Origin of the sequence: Rhodococcus sp. LW-XY12 (assembly GCF_019317345.1) — a bacterium.
GTDB classification, from domain to species: domain Bacteria; phylum Actinomycetota; class Actinomycetes; order Mycobacteriales; family Mycobacteriaceae; genus Rhodococcus; species Rhodococcus pyridinivorans.
On record NZ_CP079225.1, the window covers coordinates 2,665,580 to 2,687,263 of the forward strand.

Sequence of the window (21,684 nt, forward strand, 5' to 3'; positions counted from 1 at the left end):
CATGTCCACCCCACTTCATTCTGTCCTGCTCGATGCGCTGAGCCAGCGCGTTGTCATCGGAGACGGGGCGATGGGCACCATGTTGCAGGCCGCGGATCTGTCGCTCGACGACTTCCGCGGTTTGGAGGGGTGCAACGAGATCCTCAACGAATCTCGTCCCGATGTGATCCGGGGGATCCACCGGGCGTACTTCGAGGCCGGCGCCGATGTCGTCTCGACGAACACCTTCGGCTGCAACCTGCCCAACCTCGCCGACTACGACATCGCCGACCGCATCCGTGAGCTGTCCGAGCTCGGTACCCGCCTCGCCCGCGAGGTCGCCGACGAGATGGGTCCCGGCGCCGACGGCATGGCCCGGATGGTGATCGGGTCGATGGGTCCGGGTACGAAGCTGCCCACCCTCGGCCACGCGCCGTTCGCTGCGCTGCGCGACGCCTACGGTGAGGCGGCGCTGGGCATGCTCGACGGTGGTGCCGACGCGATCCTGGTGGAGACCTGTCAGGACCTGTTGCAGGCGAAGGCCGCGATCATCGGTAGCAAGCGGGCGATGGAGCAGGCCGGTCGCCGGATCCCGATCGTTACCCACGTGACAGTGGAGACCACCGGCACGATGCTGCTCGGTTCCGAGATCGGTGCCGCGCTGACCGCCCTCGAGCCGCTCGGCATCGACCTGATCGGGTTGAACTGCGCGACCGGTCCGGCGGAGATGAGCGAGCACCTGCGGTATCTGTCGCAGCACGCGACGATCCCGGTGTCGGTGATGCCGAATGCGGGTCTGCCGGTGCTGGGCGCGAACGGCGCCGAGTACCCGCTGCAGCCGGAGGAGCTCGCCGAGGCCCTGGCAGGTTTCGTCTCCGAGTACGGGTTGACCTTCGTCGGTGGCTGCTGCGGCACCACCCCCGAGCACATCCGGCAGGTTGCGGCGGCGGTGCGGGGGGTGCAGCCGGCGCCGCGCGCCGCGCAGCCGGAGCCGGGTGTGTCGTCGCTGTATACCTCGGTGCCGTTCGAGCAGGACGCGTCGATCCTGATGATCGGTGAGCGGACCAACACGAACGGGTCGAAGGCGTTCCGGGAGGCGATGCTCGCCGCGGACTGGCAGAAGTGCCTGGACATCGCGAAGGATCAGATCCGCGACGGTGCGCACATGCTTGATCTGAACGTCGACTATGTCGGGCGTGACGGGGCGGCGGACATGGCGGAGCTGGCGTCGCGGTTCGCGACGTCGTCGACGTTGCCGATCATGATCGACTCGACGGAGCCGGACGTGATCAAGGCGGGTCTCGAGCATCTCGGTGGTCGGTGTGCGGTGAACTCGGTGAACTACGAGGACGGCGACGGTCCGGGTTCGCGGTTCGAGCGGATCATGGAGCACGTCGTCGAGCACGGCGCGGCGGTGGTCGCGTTGACGATCGACGAGGAGGGCCAGGCCCGCACCGCCGAGCACAAGGTGCGCATCGCCGAGCGGTTGATCGCGGATCTGACCGGTCGGTGGGGGTTGTCGCCGCAGGACATCATCGTCGATGCGTTGACCTTCCCGATCTCGACGGGTCAGGAGGAGGTGCGGCGCGATGCGATCGAGACGATCGAGGCGATCCGCCGCCTCCACGAGACGCATCCGGAGGTGCACTTCACGCTGGGCATCTCGAATGTGTCGTTCGGTCTGAATCCGGCGGCGCGGCAGGTGTTGAACTCGGTGTTCCTGAACGAGTGCACCGCGGCGGGTCTGGATACGGCGATCGTGCACGCGTCGAAGATTCTGCCGATGGCGCGGATCCCGGAGGAACAGCGGCAGGTCGCGCTGGATCTGGTGTACGACCGGCGCAGCGAGGGTTACGACCCGCTGCAGAAGCTGATGGAGCTGTTCGAGGGGGTGTCGGCGGCGTCGGCACGCGAGTCGCGGGCGCAGGAGCTGGCGGCGTTGCCGCTGTTCGAGCGGCTCGAGCGGCGCATCGTCGACGGCGAGCGCAACGGTCTCGAGGACGATCTGACCGAGGCGATGAGGACCACCCCGCCGCTGGCGATCATCAACGACACGCTGCTGTCGGGCATGAAGACTGTCGGTGAGCTGTTCGGGTCGGGTCAGATGCAGTTGCCGTTCGTGCTGCAGTCCGCCGAAGTGATGAAGACCGCGGTGGCGTTCCTCGAGCCGCACATGGAGTCGACGGGCGACGAGGGCAAGGGCCGGATCGTGCTGGCGACGGTCAAGGGCGATGTGCACGACATCGGCAAGAACCTCGTGGACATCATCCTGTCGAACAACGGCTACGAGGTGGTCAACCTCGGCATCAAGCAGCCGATCGCGACGATCCTCGACGCGGCGGTGGACAAGCGCGCCGATGTGATCGGCATGTCGGGTCTGCTGGTGAAGTCGACGGTGGTGATGAAGGAGAACCTCGAGGAGCTCAACTCCCGCGGGGTCGCGGAGCAGTTCCCGGTGTTGCTCGGTGGTGCGGCGCTGACCCGCAGTTACGTCGAGAACGATCTGGCGGAGGTCTACGAGGGCAAGGTGTCCTACGCGCGCGATGCGTTCGAGGGTCTGTCGCTGATGGACCGGGTCATGGCCGAGAAGCGCGGTGAGGGTCCGGCGCCGGACAGTCCGGAGGCGATCGAGGCCGCCCGCAAGGCCGCCGAGCGCAAGGAGCGGCACGAGCGCAGCAAGCGGATCGCGGAGAAGCGCAAGGCCGCGGAAACGCCGGCGGAGATCCCCGAGCGCAGTGACGTCGCGAAGGATCTGCCGGTGCCGACGCCGCCGTTCTGGGGCACCCGGGTGATCAAGGGCATCCCGCTGGCCGACTATGCGGCGCTGGTCGACGAGCGTGCGCTGTTCCTGGGGCAGTGGGGCCTGCGCGGGCAGCGCGGTGGCGACGGCCCGAGCTACGAGGAGCTCGTGGAGACCGAGGGCCGGCCGCGGTTGCGGTACTGGCTGGACCGGTTGGCGACCGAGGGCATCCTGCAGCACGCGGCGGTGGTGTACGGCTACTTCCCGGCGGTGTCCGAGGGTGACGACGTGGTGGTGCTGACCGAGCCGCGCCCGGATGCTCCCGAGCGTTACCGGTTCACCTTCCCGCGGCAGCAGCGTTCGCGGTTCCTGTGCATCGCCGATTTCGTGCGGTCGCGGGAGGATGCGCTCGCGTCGGGCCAGGTGGATGTGTGGCCGTTCCAGTTGGTGACGATGGGGCAGCCGATCGCGGACTTCGCGAACGAGTTGTTCGCGTCGAATTCGTACCGCGACTATCTCGAGGTGCACGGCATCGGTGTGCAGCTGACCGAGGCGCTGGCCGAGTACTGGCATCGGCGGGTGCGGCAGGAGCTGGCGTTCGCCGAGGGCGGCACGGCCGCGGACGAGGATCCGGAGGAGGTCGCGGAGTACTTCAAGCTTGCCTACCGCGGTGCCCGGTTCGCGTTCGGTTACGGCGCGTGCCCGAATCTCGAGGACCGCATCAAACTGGTCGAGCTGCTCGAACCCGAGCGGATCGGGGTGGAGCTGTCGGAGGAGCTGCAGTTGCATCCCGAGCAGTCCACCGATGCGTTCGTGCTGCACCACCCGGAGGCGAAGTACTTCAATGTCTGATCGGGTGGAGGCGCCGCTCGCGGTGCAGACCGGTGCGCTGCGGGCGGTGCTGTGGGACATGGACGGCACCCTGCTCGAATCGGAACGCTTGTGGGACATCGGGATGCACGAGTTGTCGTTGCATCTCGGTGGGCCGATGAGCGACGAGACCCGCATCTCCACGATCGGGGGGCCGATGGATCTGGCGGTGCTGCGCACCTTCGCCGGGTTGGGTCTGGAACCGACCCCGGACGAGGCGGCGGCTGCGGCGGCGTGGCTGACCGACTACATGGGCCGGTTGTTCGCCGACGGGCTCACGTGGCGGCCCGGCGCGCAGGCCGCGCTGCGCACCGTCCGCGAGGCGGGACTGGGGTCGGTGCTGGTGACCAACACCGAGCGGGCGTTGTGTGAGGTGGCCCTCGCGACCCTGGGCCGTGAGCATTTCGATCATTCGGTGTGTGGCGACGAGGTGCCGGCCGGCAAACCCGATCCGGCGCCCTACCGTCGGGCTGCGGAGTTGCTCGGTCTGGATCCGGCGCAGTGTCTGGCGGTGGAGGATTCCCCGACCGGGGCGGCCGCGGCGGATGCAGCCGGGTGCACGGTGCTGGTGGTGCCGTCACTGGTGGATGTGCCCGGCTCGGAGCGGCGGGTGTTCCGGTCCACGCTCGAGGGGTTGAGCGCCGAGGATCTGCACGAGCTGCACGGTGCGGGGGTGCCCTGAGGTGGCGGTCCCGAAGATCGTGCTGTTCTACAAGTTCACCCCGTTGCCCGACCCGGAGGCGATCCGGTTGTGGCAGCACACCCTCGCGTCGTCGCTGGGGTTGACCGGGCGGATTCTCATCTCGGAGCACGGCATCAACGGCACCGTCGGCGGTGACATCGCCGACGTGAAGAAGTACGTGCGTGGCTTGCGCGGTTATGCGGCCTTCAAGGACACCGATATCAAGTGGTCCGACGGCACCGGCGACGACTTTCCGCGGCTGTCGGTGAAGGTACGTCCGGAGATCGTGACGTTCGGGGTGCCCGACGAGGTGAAGGTCGACGAGAACGGCATCGTCGACGGCGGCACCCATCTGTCGCCGCACGGCGTGCACGAGCTGGTCGCCGAGCGCGGCGACGAGGTGGTGTTCTTCGACGGCCGCAACCGCTTCGAGGCGCAGATCGGCCGGTTCCGGGATGCGATCGTGCCGGATGTCGCCACGACCCGCGATTTCGTCGCCGAGCTCGACAGCGGACGCTACGACCATCTCAAGAACCGCCCGGTGGTCACCTACTGCACCGGTGGGGTGCGCTGTGAGGTGCTGTCGGCGTTGATGCGCAATCGCGGGTTCGAAGAGGTCTACCAGCTCGACGGTGGCATCGTCCGCTACGGCGAGACCTTCGGAGACGAGGGCCTGTGGGAGGGTTCGCTGTACGTCTTCGACGGGCGGATGAACGTCGAGTTCAGCGCCGAGGCGCCGGTGATCGGCCGCTGCACCCTGTGCGGGACGCCGACCTCGCGGTACCGGAATCATCCGGATCTCCACGGCCGGGAGTTGACTCTGGTGTGCGAGGGCTGCGTCCCGGACCTCGTGGAGGCGTAGACCGGTGCGTGCTGCACCGCTGCCGGTGCGCGACGGGCTCGGCCCCGACCGCATCCGGATGCCCGCCGATGCCGACGCGACCACGATCGTCGAGTTCCTGCAGGCCGGCCACCCCGAGGAGGACTGGGCGGCGCACATGGGGGCGGGGGAGTTGGTCGACGAGCACGGCCGCCGCGTCGAGGCGTGCACGCCGTATCAGCCGACGCGGTTCGTGTACTTCTACCGCGATCCGCCGCCGGAGGTGCCGGTGCCGTTCCCGGTGCGCGTGTTGCATCGGGAGGACGGTCTCGTGGTGGTGGACAAGCCGCATTTCCTGGCGACGATCCCGCGCGGAGCGCACATCCGCGAGTCGGTGGTGGTGCGGTTGCGGCGCGAGCTGGAGTTGCCGCATCTGGTGCCGGTGCACCGGCTCGACCGGATGACCGCCGGGGTGCTGCTGTGCACGACGGATCCGGCATGGCGGCGGCCCTATCAGGAGCTGTTCGAGCGTCAGCGGGTGCGCAAGGTGTACGAGGCGGTCGCCGGTTATCGGTCCGACCTGTCGTTCCCGCAGGTGGTGCGCACGCGGATCGTCAAGCGGCACGGGGAGCCGACGGCCGAGCAGTTCGCCGACGAACCGAAGTCGGAGACGCGCATCGAGCTGGTCGAGCGGCGTGGGGAGCTGGCCCGTTACCGGTTGTTCCCGCGCACCGGTCGCACCCACCAGCTGCGGCTGCATCTGGCGTCGTTGGGGGTGCCGATCGTGGGGGACAACTTCTATCCGTGGTTCCGGCGGCGCGACGCGGACGATTTCACCGATCCGCTGCGGTTGCTGGCGCGGTCGCTGGAGTTCACCGATCCGATCAGCGGGGTGGAGCGGCGGTTCGTCAGCGGGCGGGAACTCGAGTTCTGAGCGAGGGTTGGTGTCCTGGCTGTGGGGCCGGTGGCGGGGCATGAAACAATCGACCCCTGTGAAGACCTTCGATTCCCTGTTCGCCGAGCTGTCCGAACGCGCCGCGACCCGCCCCGAGGGCTCCGGCACCGTCGCCGCCCTGGACGCCGGCGTGCATTTCCAGGGCAAGAAGGTACTCGAAGAGGCCGGTGAGGTGTGGATCGCCGCCGAGTACCAGTCCGACGAGGAACTGTCCGAGGAGATTTCGCAGCTGCTGTACTGGGTGCAGGTGCTGATGGTGGGGCGGGGTCTGAAGCTCGAGGACGTCTACAAGCATCTGTGACGGCCGGTGGCCCGCTGTGCCGGTGCCGCCGTCCGTGCCCCCCTGTAGATCCCTTCCTCGCTTCTGCTCGTCGTTCGAAAGGACCCAATCCGTCATGCTGCGCGTCGCAGTCCCCAACAAAGGTTCGCTGTCCGAGTCCGCCGCCGAGATCCTGCAGGAGGCCGGCTACCGTCGGCGCACCGACTCGCGGGATCTGACGGTCATCGACCCGGTCAACGACGTCGAGTTCTTCTTCCTGCGGCCGAAGGACATCGCGATCTACGTCGGTTCCGGCGAGCTGGATCTGGGGATCACCGGCCGCGACCTGGCGATGGATTCGGGGGCTCCGGTCACCGAGCGGTTGTCGCTGGGCTTCGGGTCCTCGCGTTTCCGGTACGCCGCGCCGAAGGGCCGCGACTGGTCGGTCGAGGATCTGCAGGGTCTGCGCATCGCCACCTCGTACGCGAATCTGGTGCGTCGTGATCTCGCCGCCCGCGGCATCGAGGCCGAGGTGATCCGGCTCGACGGTGCGGTGGAGATCTCCATCCAGCTCGGGGTCGCCGACGCGATCGCCGATGTGGTCGGCTCGGGCCGGACGTTGCGGCAGCACGATCTCGTCGCCTTCGGCGAGTCGTTGTGCGATTCGGAGGGTGTGCTGATCGAGCGGGAGGATTCGGATCGCTCGGATCGGGCCCGCAACCAGCTGATCGCCCGTCTCGAGGGTGTGGTCTTCGCGCAGCAGTACGTGATGATCGATTACGACTGCCCGAAGCACCTGCTCGAGCAGGCCGTGCAGGTCACGCCCGGTCTCGAGTCGCCGACGATCTCGCCGTTGGCGAACGAGAATTCGGTGGCGGTGCGGGCGATGGTGCCGCGCAAGGGCCACAACGCGGTGATGGACCGGCTCGCCGAGATCGGTGCCCGCGCGATCCTCGCGTCGAACATCCGCTCGTGCCGGGCGATGCGCGCCCCCGAATAGACGCGCACCGATCCCGCCATCTTCCGGTGCGGTCCCGCTGATCAGCGGGACCGCACCTGCACGTTCTGGGCGATGCGGCCGAGCGCGCCGGTCTCGTCGTAGAGCAGACCGGCGGTCATGCCGACCCCGTCGGGTCCGACGGACATCTCCGCGGCGATCCCCACCCAGTCCTGTTCGCGGAACTCGGGGGCGCGGAACAGGTGCACGGTCAGTTCGGTGTTGAGGAAGGTGTACTCGCGGGGGTCGAGTTTGGATCCGACACCGTTGGCGACGTCGGCGACGCTCATCAACCGGTCGAGCCCGCTGGGGGTTTCGCCTTCCACGAGGGCGATCTCGCTGCGCACCCACGCCGACGACAGGCCGGGAGCGCCGAAGGGGACGATGATGCGCCATTCGACGGTGTCGATGTAGCCGCCCTTCCAGAAGACGTGCGGGGCGGTGGCTTCGAAGTGGACGGGGGCGGGCAGCGGGGTTTCGGAGGTCCGCGCGACCTGCGGCAGGTCGATGGTTTCGAGGCGCCAGCCGGTGCCGCGCGCCACCGGGCGGTCGGTGCCGTCGGGGGCGGTGGCCCACAATTCGGCGACGACCAGTTCGATGCGGCGACCGGGTCGTTCGATGTGGGTGCGCACCTCGAGGTCGGTGAGGGGGACGGGGCCGAGCAGTTCGACGGTGAGCCGGCTCAGGCGGGTGGCGGGGCGGGGCCGGTGCCGGTCGATGGCGCGGGCGAGCAGCGCCGAGGGTGGGGCGCCGTGCTGCAGGTGCGGTCCCCAGGTGCTGACGGTGTGTTCGGTGGGGCGGAACACCGCGATCTCGACGTCGTCGACCGGGCCGGTGGGGGTGGTCGGCCGGGGGACCGGCACGTAGTAGGCGGCGTCGCTCACTCGGGATTCTCCTGCTGCTCGATGCGGTGGGGCGCGCCCGGTGTCGATTGCGTCGCAACGCCGTCGGCGGGATACGGCGGTGGGGTACCGCCGAACGCCGGGCACAATGCCCGATGATCGCACCACCGGCAGCCGGGACCGGGATTGGGGCGGAAGTCGCCGCTGGCGCGCAACTGCCGGATCGTCGCCCACATCGCCCGCACGATCCGTTCGAAGCGACGCAGTTCCTCGGGGTCGGGCCGGTAGTGCAGCACCTGACCGTCGCCGAGATACAGCAGCCGCAGCGAGGCCGGGACGATGCCGCGTTGCCGCCACACGATCAGCGCGTAGAACTTCAGCTGGAACAGCGCCGCCCGCTCGCTGCGCGGGGACGGGGCGCGGCCGGTCTTGTAGTCGACGACATGCACCGCACCGGTGGCGTCGACATCGAGGCGGTCGATGATGCCGCGCAGCGGGACGTCGCCGTCGAGGGTGGTGTCCACCCGCAGTTCGCAGCCGTCGGCGGTGACCGCGGTGGGGTCCTCGACGGTGAAGTAGGTGTCCAGCAGCGCGGCGGCCTCGGCGAGGAACCCCGCGTCGTCGGTGTCCACGCCCAGATCGGGGGTGGCGGCGAGGACCCGGGCCAGGGCGTCGGGCAGCAGGGTCTGCGCGGCGGTGGCGGTGCGGGCCGGTCCGGCGAGGCCGAACAACGCTTCGAGGGCGGCGTGCACGACGGTGCCGCGTGCCTGGGCGCGGGTCGGGGGTGCGGTGAGCCGGTCGACGGCCTTGAAGCGGTAGAGCAGCGGGCAGCGGGTGAAGTCGGCGGCCCGGGAGGGGGACAGGGCGACCGGCCGCGTCGTGTCGGTGGGGGGTGTGGGCGCAGCTGTGGTCACACCTGGCAGGCTAGGACGCGGGTCCGACACGGTGCCGGACCCGCGTGCCCGATCCCGGGTGCGGGGCTGGAACGAAGGTGGACACGGCGATGGCGGTAGGCGGACTCGGGCGCAGCGGACCCTTCCAGGTGGGGGACCGGGTGCAGTTGACCGACGCCAAGGGCCGCAAGTACACCGTGGTGCTCGAACCGGGCAAGGAGTTCCACACCCATCGCGGCGGGATCCTGCACGACGATCTGATCGGCACCGACGAGGGTGTGGTGGTCACCTCCACCAACGGCACCCCCTATCTGGCGTTGCGTCCGCTGCTCGTCGACTATGTGATGTCGATGCCGCGCGGTGCGCAGGTGATCTACCCGAAGGACGCCGCGCAGATCGTGCAGGAGGGCGACATCTTTCCCGGCGCGACGGTGCTCGAGGCCGGCGCCGGTTCCGGCGCGCTGACGTGTTCGCTGCTGCGCGCCGTCGGCGAGAGCGGCCGGGTGATCTCCTACGAGGTGCGCGAGGACCATCTCGAATACGCCGAGCGCAATGTCGACACCTTCTTCGGGCAGCGCCCGGCGAACTGGGCGACGGTGCTCGGGGATCTGGCGGACTACGACGTCGAGAAGTACGGCCGCGTCGACCGGGTGGTGCTGGACATGCTCGCCCCCTGGGATGTGCTCGAGACGGTGAAGAAGGCGCTGGTGCCCGGCGGGGTGCTCATCGTCTATGTGGCGACGACGACGCAGCTGTCGCGGGTGGTCGAGGCGATGCGGGAGCAGACCTGCTGGACCGAGCCGCGTTCGTGGGAGTCGATGGTGCGCGGCTGGCACGTGGTGGGGCTGGCGGTGCGGCCGGAGCATCGGATGCAGGGGCACACGGCGTTCCTGGTCAGTGCCCGGCGCCTGCAGGACGGGGTGGAGACCCCGAAGCCGCAGCGCCGGCCCAGCAAGGGCTGAGCCGACGCCGACCCACAGGGGTTATTCGCAGCTGAGCGTGCCCGCGGCCAGGATCGAGCAGGCGCTCTCGTCGGCGATGACCCAGGTGCCGTCGATCTGCTCGAAGGTCAGCGGCATCGGGGCGCCGCCGTGCGGGCCGGCGACCTCGGTGGTCGCGGTGACGGTGTCGGCGTCGACCGTGGTGATCTCGCCGACGGTGCCGGTGAGCGGGTAGCCGGCGAGCACACCGGTGAACTGATCGAGCACGGCGGTGCGCGCGGCGCCGTTCTCCACGACCGCGGCACGGTCCTCGGTGGTGGCGGCCGGGTCGAAGAACACGTCGATCTGTTCCTGCAGTTGCTCGACGGTGACCGCGGCGGTCACGGTGGTGCTGGTGGTCGTCGTTGCGCTGGTCGTGGCAGCGGTGTCGTCGCCGGCGTCGTCGGAGCTGCAGCCGGTCAGGGCGGTGAGGGCGGCGATCGCGGTGGCGGCGCAGAGTGTGCGAACTGGACGTGGGGTCACGGAGGAGTACCTTTCGAGAGAAACGGTCGACGCACGATATTTAGGGGAGCCTAACAGCGTGCCGGAGGTGCGGCGCCATGGCGCGCCCCACACGCGACACATGTTCGGAACACGACTGTTTCGTGTCCTCCCCCATGTGGGGCGATGTCCCGGTAGCGTGGAATGACCGACAGTGGAGGGAGTCGCTATGAGCTCGTCAGAGAAGCCGGATGCGGTTGCGGCGGCACGCGAAATCGAAGAGTTGCGCGCAGAGGTGGCGACCTTGCGTCGTCGGCTCGGCGAACCGTCCGATCAGGTACGCGACCTCGAAGCCCGGCTCGAGTCCCTCACGGTCCGCAACGGCAAACTGCTCGAGACCCTCAAGGATGCGCGCCAGCAGCTGATCACGCTGCGCGAGGAGGTCGACCGGCTGGCCCAGCCGCCGAGCGGCTACGGGGTGCTGCTCGAGACGTTCGACGATCAGACCGTCGACGTGTTCACCTCGGGCCGCAAGATGCGGGTCGCGGTGTCCCCGAATCTCGAACTCGACACCTTCCGGCCCGGTCAGACGGTGCGGCTGAACGAGGCGTTGACCGTCGTGGAGGTCGGTGGTTTCGAACGCGTCGGCGAGATCACCACCCTGCGGGAGGTGCTCGACGACGGCACCCGCGCGCTGGTGGTCGGGCACGCCGACGAGGAACGCATCGTGTGGCTGGCCGCCCCGCTCGCCGCGGCCGCCGCCGACGACAAGACCGATCTGCTCGTCGACGACGAGAACTCGTTCACGCTGCGCCCCGGTGATTCGTTGCTGGTCGACAGCAAGGCCGGCTACGCCTTCGAACGGATCCCCAAGGCCGAGGTCGAGGATCTCGTGCTCGAGGAGGTCCCGGACGTCGGCTACAGCGACATCGGCGGTCTGGGCCGGCAGATCGAGCAGATTCGCGACGCGGTGGAGCTGCCCTTCCTGCACAAGGACCTGTTCCGCGAGTACTCGCTGCGCCCGCCGAAGGGTGTGTTGCTGTACGGCCCGCCCGGTTGCGGTAAGACCCTGATCGCGAAGGCGGTCGCGAACTCGCTGGCGAAGAAGATCGCCGAGGCCCGCGGGGACGATTCGAAGGAAGCGAAGTCGTTCTTCCTGAACATCAAGGGCCCGGAGCTGCTGAACAAGTTCGTCGGTGAGACCGAACGGCACATCCGGTTGATCTTCCAGCGGGCCCGGGAGAAGGCGTCCGAGGGCACCCCGGTGATCGTGTTCTTCGACGAGATGGATTCGATCTTCCGCACCCGCGGTTCCGGTGTGTCCTCCGATGTGGAGACCACGGTGGTGCCGCAGCTGCTCGCCGAGATCGACGGTGTCGAAGGGCTCGAGAACGTCATCGTCATCGGCGCGTCGAACCGTGAGGACATGATCGACCCGGCGATCCTGCGGCCCGGCCGCCTCGACGTGAAGATCAAGATCGAGCGTCCGGACGCGGAGGCCGCGCAGGACATCTTCTCGAAGTACCTGACCGAGAGCCTGCCGGTGCACGCCGACGATCTCGCCGAGTTCGGCGGCGATCGGGTCGCGTGCGTGCGGGCGATGATCGAGCGGGTCGTCGAGCGGATGTACGCCGAGTCCGAGGACAACCGTTTCCTCGAGGTCACCTACGCCAACGGCGACAAGGAGGTCCTGTACTTCAAGGACTTCAACTCCGGCGCGATGATCCAGAACATCGTCGACCGGGCGAAGAAGTATGCGATCAAGTCGGTGCTCGAGACCGGGGCGCCCGGTCTGCGGGTGCAGCACCTGCTCGATTCGATCGTCGACGAGTTCGCCGAGAACGAGGACCTGCCCAACACCACGAATCCGGACGACTGGGCCCGGATCTCGGGGAAGAAGGGCGAGCGGATCGTGTACATCCGCACCCTGGTCACCGGCAAGAACGCCAGCGCGAGCCGCGCGATCGACACCGAGTCGAACACCGGCCAGTACCTGTAGGAATCGACCCGCGACAATCGATCCGCGACGGCCGGGCCTTCCCTCCTCCGGAAGGTCCGGCCGTCGCGGCCTATCCAGGGGGAGGACCGACCGTGCCGTTGCCGCGCACCCTGGCCCGGTTCGACAAGATCGTCACCAACCGGGTCACCACCCCGTTCGCGCAGCTGCTGCCGGGCACCGCGGTGGTCGAGCATCGCGGGCGCCGCTCGGGCCGGGTGGCGCTGCAGGCGATCGGGGCGCACGGCTATCTGGACTGCACCCCGCAGCCGCACCGCTGACCGGTGGCGGGGCTGGTCACGACCGTGAGCGTCCGGATCGCCTAGGCTCGAGGGCATGCAGCGGATCATCGGTATCGAGGTCGAGTACGGGATCTCCTCACCCAACGAGCCATCGGCGAACCCGATCCTGACCTCCACGCAGGCGGTGCTGGCCTACGCGGCCGCCGAAGGGGTGCCGCGCGCCCGCCGCACCCGCTGGGACTACGAGGTCGAATCGCCCCTGCGCGACGCGCGGGGCTTCGATCTGGGGCGGTTCAACGGCCCGGCCCCGGTCATCGACGCCGACGAGGTCGGTGCCGCGAACATGATCCTCACCAACGGGGCGCGCCTGTACGTCGACCACGCCCACCCCGAATACTCCGCCCCGGAGGTCGCCGACCCCCTCGACGCGGTGATCTGGGACAAGGCCGGGGAACGGGTGATGGAGGCCGCCGCCCGGCACGCGTCGAGTGTGCCCGGCGCGCCGCGACTGCAGCTGTACAAGAACAATGTCGACGGCAAGGGCGCCTCCTACGGCACCCACGAGAACTACCTGATGGACCGGGAGACCCCGTTCTCCGCGGTGGTCGCGGGCCTGACCCCGTTCTTCGTCTCCCGGCAGGTCATCACCGGCTCCGGCCGGGTCGGGATCGGCCAGTCCGGTGACGAGCCCGGTTTCCAGCTCTCGCAGCGCGCCGACTACATCGAGGTCGAGGTCGGTCTCGAGACCACCCTCAAGCGCGGCATCATCAACACCCGCGACGAGCCGCACGCCGACGCCGACAAGTACCGGCGCCTGCACGTGATCATCGGCGATGCGAATCTGGCGGAGATGTCCACCTACCTCAAGGTCGGCACCACCGCGCTGGTGCTCGACCTGATCGAGGCCGGCATCGACCTGTCGGATCTGCAGCTCGCCCGCCCGGTCACCGCGGTGCACCACATCAGCCACGACCCGTCGCTGCGCAAGACCGTCGCGCTCGCCGACGGCCGGGAGCTGACAGGTCTGGCGCTGCAGCGGATCTACCACGAGCGGGTCGCGAAGTTCCACGATGGCACCGAGGACAAGCGGATCCTCGACATCCTCGACAAGTGGGCGATGGTGCTCGATCTGCTCGAACGCGACCCGATGGAATGCGCCGACCTGCTGGACTGGCCCGCGAAGCTGCGGCTGCTCGAGGGCTTCCGCAACCGCGAGGGACTGTCCTGGTCGGCGCCGCGCCTGCACATGGTCGACCTGCAGTACTCGGATGTGCGCCTGGACAAGGGCCTGTACAACCGCCTCGTGGCCCGCGGGTCGATGCAGCGGCTGGTGTCCGAGCAGCAGGTCCTCGATGCGGTGCACACCCCGCCGTCGGACACCCGCGCCTACTTCCGCGGTGAGTGCCTGCGCCGTTTCGGTGCCGATATCGCGGCGGCGAGCTGGGATTCGGTGATCTTCGATCTCGGTCGCGAATCGCTGGTGCGCATCCCGACGCTCGAGCCGCTGCGTGGCAGCCGCGCGCATGTCGGGGAGCTGCTCGAGACTGCGCAGTCGGCGGCGGAACTGGTCGATCAGCTCACTCACTGACCACCCCTCCCGGCGGAGGGCGGTGGCCGGATCACAGGCCGCGAGTACGCGTGTCGCCACCGGTGGACCGGTTCGCTGGGTAGGGTAGGAGTTCGAAGCAGCGGTGACCACACCGATCGTCGACCGGTGACGGTTCCGCGCCGAGTACAGGAGGAGGTCGGCGGCTATGGCACAGGAGCAGACCACACGCGGTGGCGGCGGAGACGACGACGAGGTCGTCGGTGACGGCGGTGCCGGTCAGGAGCGTCGCGAGAAGCTCGCCTCGGACACCGACGATCTTCTCGACGAGATCGACGACGTGCTCGAGGAGAACGCAGAGGACTTCGTGCGGGCATATGTGCAGAAAGGTGGCCAGTGACAGCCGAACGATCCTCTCTTCCCTACCGCGAGGTGCAGCCGAAGCTGCACCTCGCGTCGCCCTTGTCGTCGTTCTCCGACCACCTGCGGATGCACGCCCCGGAGATGCTGCCGGAGAACCGGTTCCGATTCGAACGAGGTGACCACGTGGACCTCGCCCCGCACGGCACCACCATCGTGGCGCTGACCTTCGACGGGGGTGTGCTCATCGCCGGCGACCGGCGCGCGACCATGGGCAACCTGATCGCCTCCCGCGATGTCGACAAGGTGTTCATCACCGACAACTATTCGGCGGCCGGCATCGCCGGCACCGCGGGTCTGGCGATCGAGCTCGTGCGACTGTTCGCGGTCGAACTCGAGCACTACGAGAAGATCGAAGGTGTGCCGCTGACCTTCGACGGCAAGGCCAATCGGCTCTCGTCGATGGTGCGCGGCAATCTCGGTGCGGCCATGCAGGGCTTGGCCGTGGTGCCGTTGCTGGTCGGTTTCGACCTCGACGCGTCCGATGCGCACCGCGCCGGGCGGATCGTGTCCTACGACGTGGTCGGGGGCCGCTACGAGGAACGCGCCGGCTACCACGCGGTCGGCTCCGGATCGTTGTTCGCCCGCTCGTCGCTCAAGAAGCTCTACCGCGCCGATGCCGACGAACAGAGCGCGCTGCGCAGCGCCGTCGAGGCGCTGTACGACGCGGCCGACGATGACACCGCCACCGGTGGTCCCGACACCACCCGCGGGATCTACCCGACGGCGGTGGTGATCACCGCGGCCGGGGCCGTGGCCGTCGCGGAGGAAACCCTGTCCGAGCTGGCCCGCACCATCGTGGCCGACCGCACCGCAGGAGATGCCCGGTGACACTTCCGTACTATGCGTCCGCCGAGCAGATCATGCGCGATCGCTCGGAGCTGGCCCGTAAGGGCATCGCCCGCGGCCGGTCGGTGATCGCGTTGACCTACGCCGGCGGTGTGCTGCTGGTGGCGGAGAATCCGTCGAAGGCGCTGCACAAGATCAGCGAACTGTACGACCGGGTCGGTTTTGCGGCCGTCGGCAAGTACAACGAGTTCGAGAATCTGCGGCGCGCCGGGATCATGCACGCCGACATGCGCGGCTACTCCTACGACCGGCGGGACGTGACCGGGCGGGCACTGGCGAACGCCTACGCGCAGACCCTCGGCACCATCTTCACCGAGCAGCCCAAGCCGTACGAGGTGGAGATCTGCGTCGCCGAGGTCGGGCGCGCCGACACCGACGACGGCCCGCAGCTGTACCGCATCACCTACGACGGCTCGATCGTCGACGAACCGCAGTTCGTGGTGATGGGCGGCAACACCGAACCGATCATCACCGCGCTGCGCTCGTCGTACAAGCCGGGTCTGCCGCTCGACGAGGCGGTCGCCGTGGCGGTGACCGCGCTGCAGCAGCCCGCCACCGCCGACGCGGCGCCGCGGGTGCTCGGCCGCGGGGAACTCGAGGTCGCGGTGCTCGAGAAGCAGCGGCCGCGCCGCGCCTTCCGGCGCATCTCGGGGGCGGCGCTCGACGCGCTGCTGCCCAGCAGTTCTGCTCAGGCGGCGCCGTCGGAGACGCCCGCCGATCCGGCCCCCGAATCGGGGTCCGACACCGCGACCGGCTCGGAGACCGAGTCCGGTCCCGACGCGGGCTGATCCACCGCGAGCCGATAGACCGTCAACGCCGACGGCACCACCTCGAAGTCGAAACCGGTGCCGTCGGCGAGGACCTCCCCGTCGGTGGCCAACGCCACCGGATCCCCGATGACCTCCACCGCCAGGCCCGGGATGTGCCGCTGCCGATACATCGGTGACGCGCCGAGGGTGCCGGTCGCCGCAGCGACCAGCAGACGCAGCCGCGAGAACCGGCTCTCCGCGGGTAGATACCGCACGTCGAGGGTGCCCGGATCCAGATGCGCCCGGGACATCGGCACCTGATCTGCCGGGGTGTAGCGGCCGTTGCCGACGAACAGCAACCACACCGCCCGCCCCGCCCCGTCGATGCGGACCGGCATCGGGCTCGCCGTGCGCAGCACCGCGAGCATCGCCAACCCCGCCGCCGGCCACTTGCCGATCCGCGGTTCCCAGTGCTGCCGCAACCGCACCGCATCCGGATAGCCACCGAGGCTGGCGGTGTTGACGAACCGCCGCACCGTGCGCCCGTCCGGCCCGGTCACCGTCACCTGCCCGAGCCCGACGGCCACCGCCTGCCCGGCGGTGACCGCCCGCACCGTCTCCTCCAGATCCACCACGCCGAGATCGAGCGCGAAATGGTTGAGGGTGCCGCCGGGGAACACCGCCACCGGCAGCCGCGCGTCGACGGCGACGTCGAGCACCGCCGCGACGGTGCCGTCCCCGCCGCACACCCCCACCGCCTGCGGCCGATATTCGGTCAGCAGACGTTCCGACTGCTCCGCCGGATCACCGTCGGGATCCAGATCGACGCGACGCACCCTCGGCAGCGCGGCGGTGACCCGCGCGGCGATCTCCTCGGCGGTCCCGGCATCGCGGTTGACCACCAGCAGCATTCCGTCGCCGCCGGGCAGGGCGGGCGCGGCCGCCGCGACCTGCACGGTCGCCGGTTCGCGGCTGCGCACCGCCCACCAGCGGCGCGTCGACCACGCCACCGTCGCCCCGACCGCGGCGCCGACGACGACGTCGCCGGGCCAGTGCACGCCGGTGTGCACCCGCGAATAGGCCACCGCCGCGGCCAGCGGCGCCAGAACCGCCCCAGTCGCAGGGGATTCGAGCACCACCCCGGTCGCGAACGCCGCCGCCGACGCGGCGTGCCCGGACGGGAACGACGACGAGCGGGGGATCGGCACCGTGCGGCGCCGAAACTTCGGGTCGGTGCGCGCCGGGGGCCGGCGGCGCGGCAACAGCGGTTTGAGCAGCCCGTTGGTCAAGGCACTGGCCCCGGCCACCGACAGCAGACCCCGCACCGCCCCGCGGCGGGCGTGACCGCCGGCGGTGGCGCACACCGCGGCGCACGCCACCCACAGCACACTGTGGTTGGCGGCGCGTCCGAGATCGCGCAGCAGCGGGTCGGCGGGGGACGCGCGCAGCGCCCCGGAGCGCTCGAACAGGGCCCGGTCGGCGGTGCGGTAACGCTCGGGAACGATCACACCTCGACCGTAGATGTCGTTGCGACCCATGGGGGTCGGGTTCGCGCGGTACTGTCGAAGTGTGCAGCGACGAATCATGGGTATCGAGACGGAGTTCGGCGTCACGTGTACCTTCCACGGGCATCGTCGGTTGAGCCCCGACGAGGTGGCCCGCTATCTGTTCCGCCGGGTGGTGTCCTGGGGGCGCAGTTCGAACGTCTTCCTGCGGAACGGGGCGCGACTGTATCTCGATGTCGGCTCGCACCCCGAGTACGCCACCGCCGAGTGCGACGACCTGCTCCAGCTCGTCGAGCACGACCATGCCGGTGAGCGGGTCCTCGAGGAACTGCTCATCGACGCCGAGCAGCGTCTGGCCGAGGAAGGCATCGGCGGCGACATCTTCCTGTTCAAGAACAACACCGACTCTGCGGGCAACTCCTACGGCTGCCACGAGAACTATCTCGTCGCCCGCGTCGGCGAGTTCTCCCGCATCTCCGATGTGCTGCTGCCCTTCCTGGTGACCCGCCAGCTGATCTGCGGCGCCGGGAAGGTGCTGCAGACCCCCAAAGCCGCCACCTTCTGCCTGTCGCAACGCGCCGAGCACATCTGGGAGGGCGTCTCGTCGGCGACCACCCGGTCGCGGCCGATCATCAACACCCGCGACGAGCCGCACGCCGACGCCGAGAAGTACCGGCGCCTGCACGTGATCGTCGGGGACTCGAACATGTCCGAGACCACCACCATGCTCAAGGTGGGGTCGGCGGCGCTGGTGCTCGAGATGATCGAGGCCGGGGTGCCGTTCCGGGACTTCGCGCTCGACAACCCGATCCGCGCCATCCGCGAGGTCTCCCACGACCTGACGGGCCGGCGCCCGGTGCGCCTGGCCGGCGGCCGGCAGGCCAGCGCCCTGGACATCCAGCGCGAATACCACGCGCGGGCGGTGGAATATCTGCACCAGCGCGAACCCGACCCGCACGTCGCGCAGGTGGTGGACCTGTGGGGCCGCGTCCTCGACGCCGTCGAATCGCAGGACTTCGCGAAGGTCGACACCGAGATCGACTGGGTGATCAAGCGCAAGCTGTTCCAGCGCTACCAGGACCGCTACAACATGGAGCTGTCCGACCCGAAGATCGCCCAGCTCGACCTGGCCTATCACGACATCAAACGCGGACGCGGTGTGTTCGACCTGCTGCAACGCAAGGGACTGGCGGCGCGGGCCACCGACGACGAGTCCGTCGACGCCGCGGTGAACACCCCGCCGCAGACCACCCGCGCGAAGCTGCGCGGTGATTTCATCGCCGCCGCGCAGGCCGCGGGCCGCGATTTCACCGTCGACTGGGTGCATCTGAAGCTCAACGACCAGGCGCAGCGCACCGTGTTGTGCAAGGACCCGTTCCGGTCCGTGGACGAACGCGTCGAACGGCTCATCGCCTCCATGTGAGTACCGCCGTCCATCGGAGCGGACCGTCCGGTCCGCTCCGATGGACGGTGATGCGGTGCCGGCGGCGCGCGGGCACTAGGGTTGGCGCGTGGCGATCTCGAAAGTCGAACGGCTGGTGAACCTGGTCATCGCGCTGCTGTCCACCCGACAGTTCGTGACCGCGGAGAAGATCCGTGCCTCGGTGGCCGGCTACTCCGAATGCGCGAGCGACGAGGCGTTCAGCCGCATGTTCGAGCGGGACAAGAACGAACTGCGCGATCTCGGGGTGCCCCTCGAGACGGGCCGGCCGTCGCGGTCGTCGACGGTGGAGGGCTACCGCATCAACCGCGACGCCTACGAACTGCCCGAGATCGACCTCACCCGCGAGGAGACCGCCGCCGTGGCCGTCGCCGCCGCGCTGTGGGAATCGCCGGAGCTGACCGCCGCCGCGCAGGGCGCGGTGCTCAAGCTGCGCGCCGCCGGGATCCGTGTCGACTCCGACGGCGGGGAGGTCGTCGCGCCGCTGCCGCCGCGCGCCCGCGGTTCCGAACCCGCGTTGACGGCGTTGCTCGCCGCGATCGACGCGCGCCGCGCGGTGCGGTTCACCCACCGCAGTTCCCCCACCGAGCCGTGGTCGACGCGCACCGTCGAACCGTGGGGTGTGGTCACCGTGCACGGCCGCTGGTATCTCGTCGGCCACGACCGCGACCGCGACGCCGTGCGCACCTTCCGGCTCTCGCGCATCGGCGACGAGATCACCGCGATCGGCCCAGAGGGGGCGGTGCAGATCCCGGAGGGCGTGGATCTGAGGGGGCGGGTGCTCGCCGCGACCTCCCCGGCGGAGGTCAGCGGATCGGCACGCCTGTGGGTGGCCGATGGACGCGCGTGGGAGCTACGCCGGCTCGGACGGACCGGCGCGGCACGGCGGATCGGAGACCGCGACGGGGTGGAACTCGAGGTGCCGGTGCGCTCGTGGGAATGGATCGCCCGGATCGTCGCCGGGCAGGGCGCGGACGCGTTGGTGCTCGACCCACCGGAGTTACGGGCCGAGGTGCACCGCATCCTCGAACAGGCGGTCACGGATGCGGGGGAGGAGGAGCGATGAGCACACGACTGTCGGCGCGACTGGGACGACTGCTCAATCTCGTGCCCTACTTCCTGGCGCACCCGGGGATCAGCGCGGCCGAGGCCGCCCGCGATCTCGGGGTCACGCCCAAGCAGGTGATGGACGATCTGAACCAGCTGTGGGTGTGCGGCCTGCCCGGCTACGGACCCGGTGATCTGATCGACCTGTCGTTCTCCGAGGACAGCATCGTGGTGACCTTCACCGCCGGCATCGAACGACCCCTGCGGTTGACCTCCACCGAGGCCACCGCGCTGCTCGTGGCGCTGCGGTCGCTGCAGGAGATGCCCGGCGTCGTCGACCCGTCCGCGGCGCAGTCGGCGATCGCGAAGATCGAGGCGGCCGCCGGGACCGCCGCGCTGCCCGCCGACACCGCCACCACCGACACCGCCACCGCGGCGACTGCCGAGCCTGATCCGGAGGCAGCCGGGGACTCCGACGCCGCCGGACAGGTGCGGGCCGCGGTGCGCGACGGGCGCGCCGTGCACCTGACCTACTATTCGGCTTCCCGCGACACCGTCTCCGAACGCGACGTCGACCCGATCCGCATCGTCATCATCGACGAACACGCCTACCTGCAGGCGTGGTGCCGCAGCGCCGAAGGAGTGCGGCTGTTCCGCTTCGACCGCATCGACGCCGCCACCGTGCTCGACGAGCCGACGCGACCGCCGCACCGGGCGATCACCGACGACGAGCACCTCGAACTGTTCGAGGGCGACCCGTCGCTGCCCGCCGCGCGGTTGCGCATCGCCCCGTCGTATACCTGGCTGCTCGACTACTACCCGCTCACCGACGTGCAGGTGCTTCCCGACGGCAGGTGCGAGGCGTCGATGCGGTACGCGTCGCCGGGGTGGATGGCGCGGCTGCTCGTCGGTCTCGGCGCCGGGGTGCAGGTGCTCGACCCACCGGAGTTGCGGGCGGCGGTGCGGGCGCGGGCCGAGGCGGCGCTGGCCGCCTACGCCGAGCTCGACGGGGAGAACGCGACCCGCGGTGCGGGGCCGACACCCTGAGGGTGGCGTTGTGAAACATCTGTGTGAACCCTCCGCGAATTGTGGGTGGATACACCGGCGCGAAGCCTCGGTGTGTGCTCGAGGTCCGGTAGCATCGATCGGAGCCGATCAGTGGAGGTTGTTGTAAATGGGTGCAATGAGCCCCTGGCACTGGGCCATCGTGGCGCTGGTGGTCGTGATTCTCTTCGGTTCGAAGAAGCTGCCCGACGCCGCGCGCGGTCTCGGTCGTTCGCTCCGGATCTTCAAGAGCGAGGTCAAGGAGATGCAGAACGACGACGCCCGGGCGTCCACGCCGCAGCCGGCGCCGAATCCGTTGCCGGCCGCGCAGCCGACAGCCGATCCCGCCGCGCCGAACACGCACACCGAACCGCGGTCTGCCTGACC

The 21,684-nt window shown here is 69.5% G+C and carries 21 protein-coding genes; 17 read left to right on the forward strand and 4 right to left on the reverse strand.

Annotated elements, in window-relative coordinates; translation table 11 throughout:
* The first annotated feature begins 1 nt into the window (after position 1).
* The 6 genes from metH to hisG all read left to right on the forward strand — a co-directional run bounded on the left by metH (position 2) and on the right by hisG (position 7,305).
* Entirely contained in the window at positions 2-3,571 is a 3,570-nt protein-coding gene (metH, locus tag KXC42_RS12520; protein WP_033098342.1) for a methionine synthase, read from the forward strand.
* Positions 3,564-4,271 (forward strand): HAD family phosphatase, encoded by a 708-nt coding sequence (locus KXC42_RS12525; RefSeq protein ID WP_064851807.1) that lies wholly within the window; start codon positions 3,564-3,566, stop codon positions 4,269-4,271. The genes metH and KXC42_RS12525 overlap by 8 nt, the downstream gene beginning before the upstream one ends.
* Before the next feature lies 1 nt (position 4,272).
* Positions 4,273-5,133, forward strand: a complete 861-nt coding sequence (locus tag KXC42_RS12530) for a rhodanese-related sulfurtransferase (protein ID WP_019289517.1) — start codon at positions 4,273-4,275, stop codon at positions 5,131-5,133.
* Between the two features lie 4 nt (positions 5,134-5,137).
* Entirely contained in the window at positions 5,138-6,025 is an 888-nt protein-coding gene (locus tag KXC42_RS12535; RefSeq protein ID WP_219129093.1) for a pseudouridine synthase, read from the forward strand.
* A gap of 40 nt (positions 6,026-6,065) precedes the next feature.
* A complete protein-coding gene (locus KXC42_RS12540; protein ID WP_170318512.1) occupies positions 6,066-6,347 on the forward strand; it encodes a phosphoribosyl-ATP diphosphatase in 282 nt (93 codons plus the stop codon).
* Between the two features lie 94 nt (positions 6,348-6,441).
* Entirely contained in the window at positions 6,442-7,305 is an 864-nt protein-coding gene (hisG, locus tag KXC42_RS12545) for an ATP phosphoribosyltransferase (RefSeq protein WP_006552165.1), read from the forward strand.
* A 41-nt stretch (positions 7,306-7,346) separates the two neighbouring features.
* On the opposite strand, the gene KXC42_RS12550 is transcribed toward hisG, so the two are convergent.
* Together KXC42_RS12550 and KXC42_RS12555 are read right to left on the reverse strand one after the other, a co-directional pair.
* Positions 7,347-8,186 (reverse strand): thioesterase family protein, encoded by an 840-nt coding sequence (locus KXC42_RS12550; protein WP_006552166.1) that lies wholly within the window; start codon positions 8,184-8,186, stop codon positions 7,347-7,349.
* Positions 8,183-9,058, reverse strand: a complete 876-nt coding sequence (locus tag KXC42_RS12555; protein WP_219129094.1) for a RecB family exonuclease — start codon at positions 9,056-9,058, stop codon at positions 8,183-8,185. The genes KXC42_RS12550 and KXC42_RS12555 overlap by 4 nt, the downstream gene beginning before the upstream one ends.
* An 89-nt stretch (positions 9,059-9,147) precedes the next feature.
* Here KXC42_RS12555 and KXC42_RS12560 point away from each other — a divergent pair, with 89 nt between their 5' ends.
* Positions 9,148-9,999 carry a tRNA (adenine-N1)-methyltransferase gene (locus KXC42_RS12560; protein ID WP_033098347.1) on the forward strand — a complete coding sequence of 284 codons (852 nt, stop codon included), beginning with the start codon at positions 9,148-9,150 and terminating at the stop codon, positions 9,997-9,999.
* 21 nt (positions 10,000-10,020) lie between these two features.
* Here the strand turns inward: KXC42_RS12560 and KXC42_RS12565 are convergent, their stop codons facing one another.
* Positions 10,021-10,500, reverse strand: a complete 480-nt coding sequence (locus KXC42_RS12565) for a hypothetical protein (RefSeq protein ID WP_006552169.1) — start codon at positions 10,498-10,500, stop codon at positions 10,021-10,023.
* A 187-nt stretch (positions 10,501-10,687) separates the two neighbouring features.
* On the opposite strand from KXC42_RS12565, the gene arc reads away from it, so the two are divergent.
* From arc to prcA, 6 genes are all read left to right on the forward strand, one after another.
* Entirely contained in the window at positions 10,688-12,457 is a 1,770-nt protein-coding gene (gene arc / locus KXC42_RS12570) for a proteasome ATPase (RefSeq protein WP_024101038.1), read from the forward strand.
* 92 nt (positions 12,458-12,549) lie between these two features.
* Positions 12,550-12,735: a hypothetical protein gene (locus KXC42_RS12575; protein WP_039586089.1), complete on the forward strand. Its 186-nt coding sequence runs from the start codon at positions 12,550-12,552 to the stop codon at positions 12,733-12,735.
* A 55-nt stretch (positions 12,736-12,790) separates the two neighbouring features.
* Positions 12,791-14,284, forward strand: coding sequence for a depupylase/deamidase Dop (gene dop / locus KXC42_RS12580; protein WP_006552172.1), 1,494 nt, complete (start codon positions 12,791-12,793; stop codon positions 14,282-14,284).
* Positions 14,285-14,450: 166 nt separating this feature from the next.
* Positions 14,451-14,642: a ubiquitin-like protein Pup gene (locus tag KXC42_RS12585; RefSeq protein WP_006552173.1), complete on the forward strand. Its 192-nt coding sequence runs from the start codon at positions 14,451-14,453 to the stop codon at positions 14,640-14,642.
* A complete protein-coding gene (gene prcB / locus KXC42_RS12590; protein WP_006552174.1) occupies positions 14,639-15,493 on the forward strand; it encodes a proteasome subunit beta in 855 nt (284 codons plus the stop codon). Before KXC42_RS12585 ends, prcB begins: the two co-directional genes overlap by 4 nt.
* Positions 15,490-16,299 (forward strand): proteasome subunit alpha, encoded by an 810-nt coding sequence (gene prcA, locus KXC42_RS12595; protein WP_219129095.1) that lies wholly within the window; start codon positions 15,490-15,492, stop codon positions 16,297-16,299. Before prcB ends, prcA begins: the two co-directional genes overlap by 4 nt.
* On the opposite strand, the gene KXC42_RS12600 is transcribed toward prcA, so the two are convergent.
* A complete protein-coding gene (locus KXC42_RS12600) occupies positions 16,200-17,798 on the reverse strand; it encodes a bifunctional phosphatase PAP2/diacylglycerol kinase family protein (RefSeq protein WP_219129096.1) in 1,599 nt (532 codons plus the stop codon). The genes prcA and KXC42_RS12600 overlap by 100 nt on opposite strands.
* A 31-nt stretch (positions 17,799-17,829) precedes the next feature.
* On the opposite strand from KXC42_RS12600, the gene pafA reads away from it, so the two are divergent.
* From pafA to tatA, 4 genes are all read left to right on the forward strand, one after another.
* Positions 17,830-19,188, forward strand: a complete 1,359-nt coding sequence (pafA, locus tag KXC42_RS12605; protein ID WP_026061779.1) for a Pup--protein ligase — start codon at positions 17,830-17,832, stop codon at positions 19,186-19,188.
* Between the two features lie 88 nt (positions 19,189-19,276).
* The gene (locus KXC42_RS12610; RefSeq protein WP_006552178.1) at positions 19,277-20,272 is read left to right on the forward strand and encodes a YafY family protein; all 996 of its coding nucleotides are present in this window, start codon (positions 19,277-19,279) and stop codon (positions 20,270-20,272) included.
* Positions 20,269-21,300: a YafY family protein gene (locus tag KXC42_RS12615; protein ID WP_071935038.1), complete on the forward strand. Its 1,032-nt coding sequence runs from the start codon at positions 20,269-20,271 to the stop codon at positions 21,298-21,300. Before KXC42_RS12610 ends, KXC42_RS12615 begins: the two co-directional genes overlap by 4 nt.
* Positions 21,301-21,427: 127 nt before the next feature.
* Positions 21,428-21,682: a Sec-independent protein translocase subunit TatA gene (tatA, locus tag KXC42_RS12620; protein ID WP_033098352.1), complete on the forward strand. Its 255-nt coding sequence runs from the start codon at positions 21,428-21,430 to the stop codon at positions 21,680-21,682.
* Positions 21,683-21,684: the final 2 nt, after the last annotated feature.

What these genes read in the sequence shown, in the direction of transcription:
- KXC42_RS12560 (WP_033098347.1), top strand. Translation starts at nt 9,148, where the DNA reads ATGGCGGTAGGCGGACTCGGGCGCAGCGGACCCTTCCAGGTGGGGGAC.
- KXC42_RS12600 (WP_219129096.1), bottom strand. Translation starts at nt 17,798, where the DNA reads ATGGGTCGCAACGACATCTACGGTCGAGGTGTGATCGTTCCCGAGCGT.
- dop (WP_006552172.1), top strand. Translation starts at nt 12,791, where the DNA reads ATGCAGCGGATCATCGGTATCGAGGTCGAGTACGGGATCTCCTCACCC.
- KXC42_RS12540 (WP_170318512.1), top strand. Translation starts at nt 6,066, where the DNA reads ATGAAACAATCGACCCCTGTGAAGACCTTCGATTCCCTGTTCGCCGAG.
- KXC42_RS12525 (WP_064851807.1), top strand. Translation starts at nt 3,564, where the DNA reads ATGTCTGATCGGGTGGAGGCGCCGCTCGCGGTGCAGACCGGTGCGCTG.
- arc (WP_024101038.1), top strand. Translation starts at nt 10,688, where the DNA reads ATGAGCTCGTCAGAGAAGCCGGATGCGGTTGCGGCGGCACGCGAAATC.
- KXC42_RS12585 (WP_006552173.1), top strand. Translation starts at nt 14,451, where the DNA reads ATGGCACAGGAGCAGACCACACGCGGTGGCGGCGGAGACGACGACGAG.
- tatA (WP_033098352.1), top strand. Translation starts at nt 21,428, where the DNA reads ATGGGTGCAATGAGCCCCTGGCACTGGGCCATCGTGGCGCTGGTGGTC.
- KXC42_RS12615 (WP_071935038.1), top strand. Translation starts at nt 20,269, where the DNA reads ATGAGCACACGACTGTCGGCGCGACTGGGACGACTGCTCAATCTCGTG.
- hisG (WP_006552165.1), top strand. Translation starts at nt 6,442, where the DNA reads ATGCTGCGCGTCGCAGTCCCCAACAAAGGTTCGCTGTCCGAGTCCGCC.
- metH (WP_033098342.1), top strand. Translation starts at nt 2, where the DNA reads ATGTCCACCCCACTTCATTCTGTCCTGCTCGATGCGCTGAGCCAGCGC.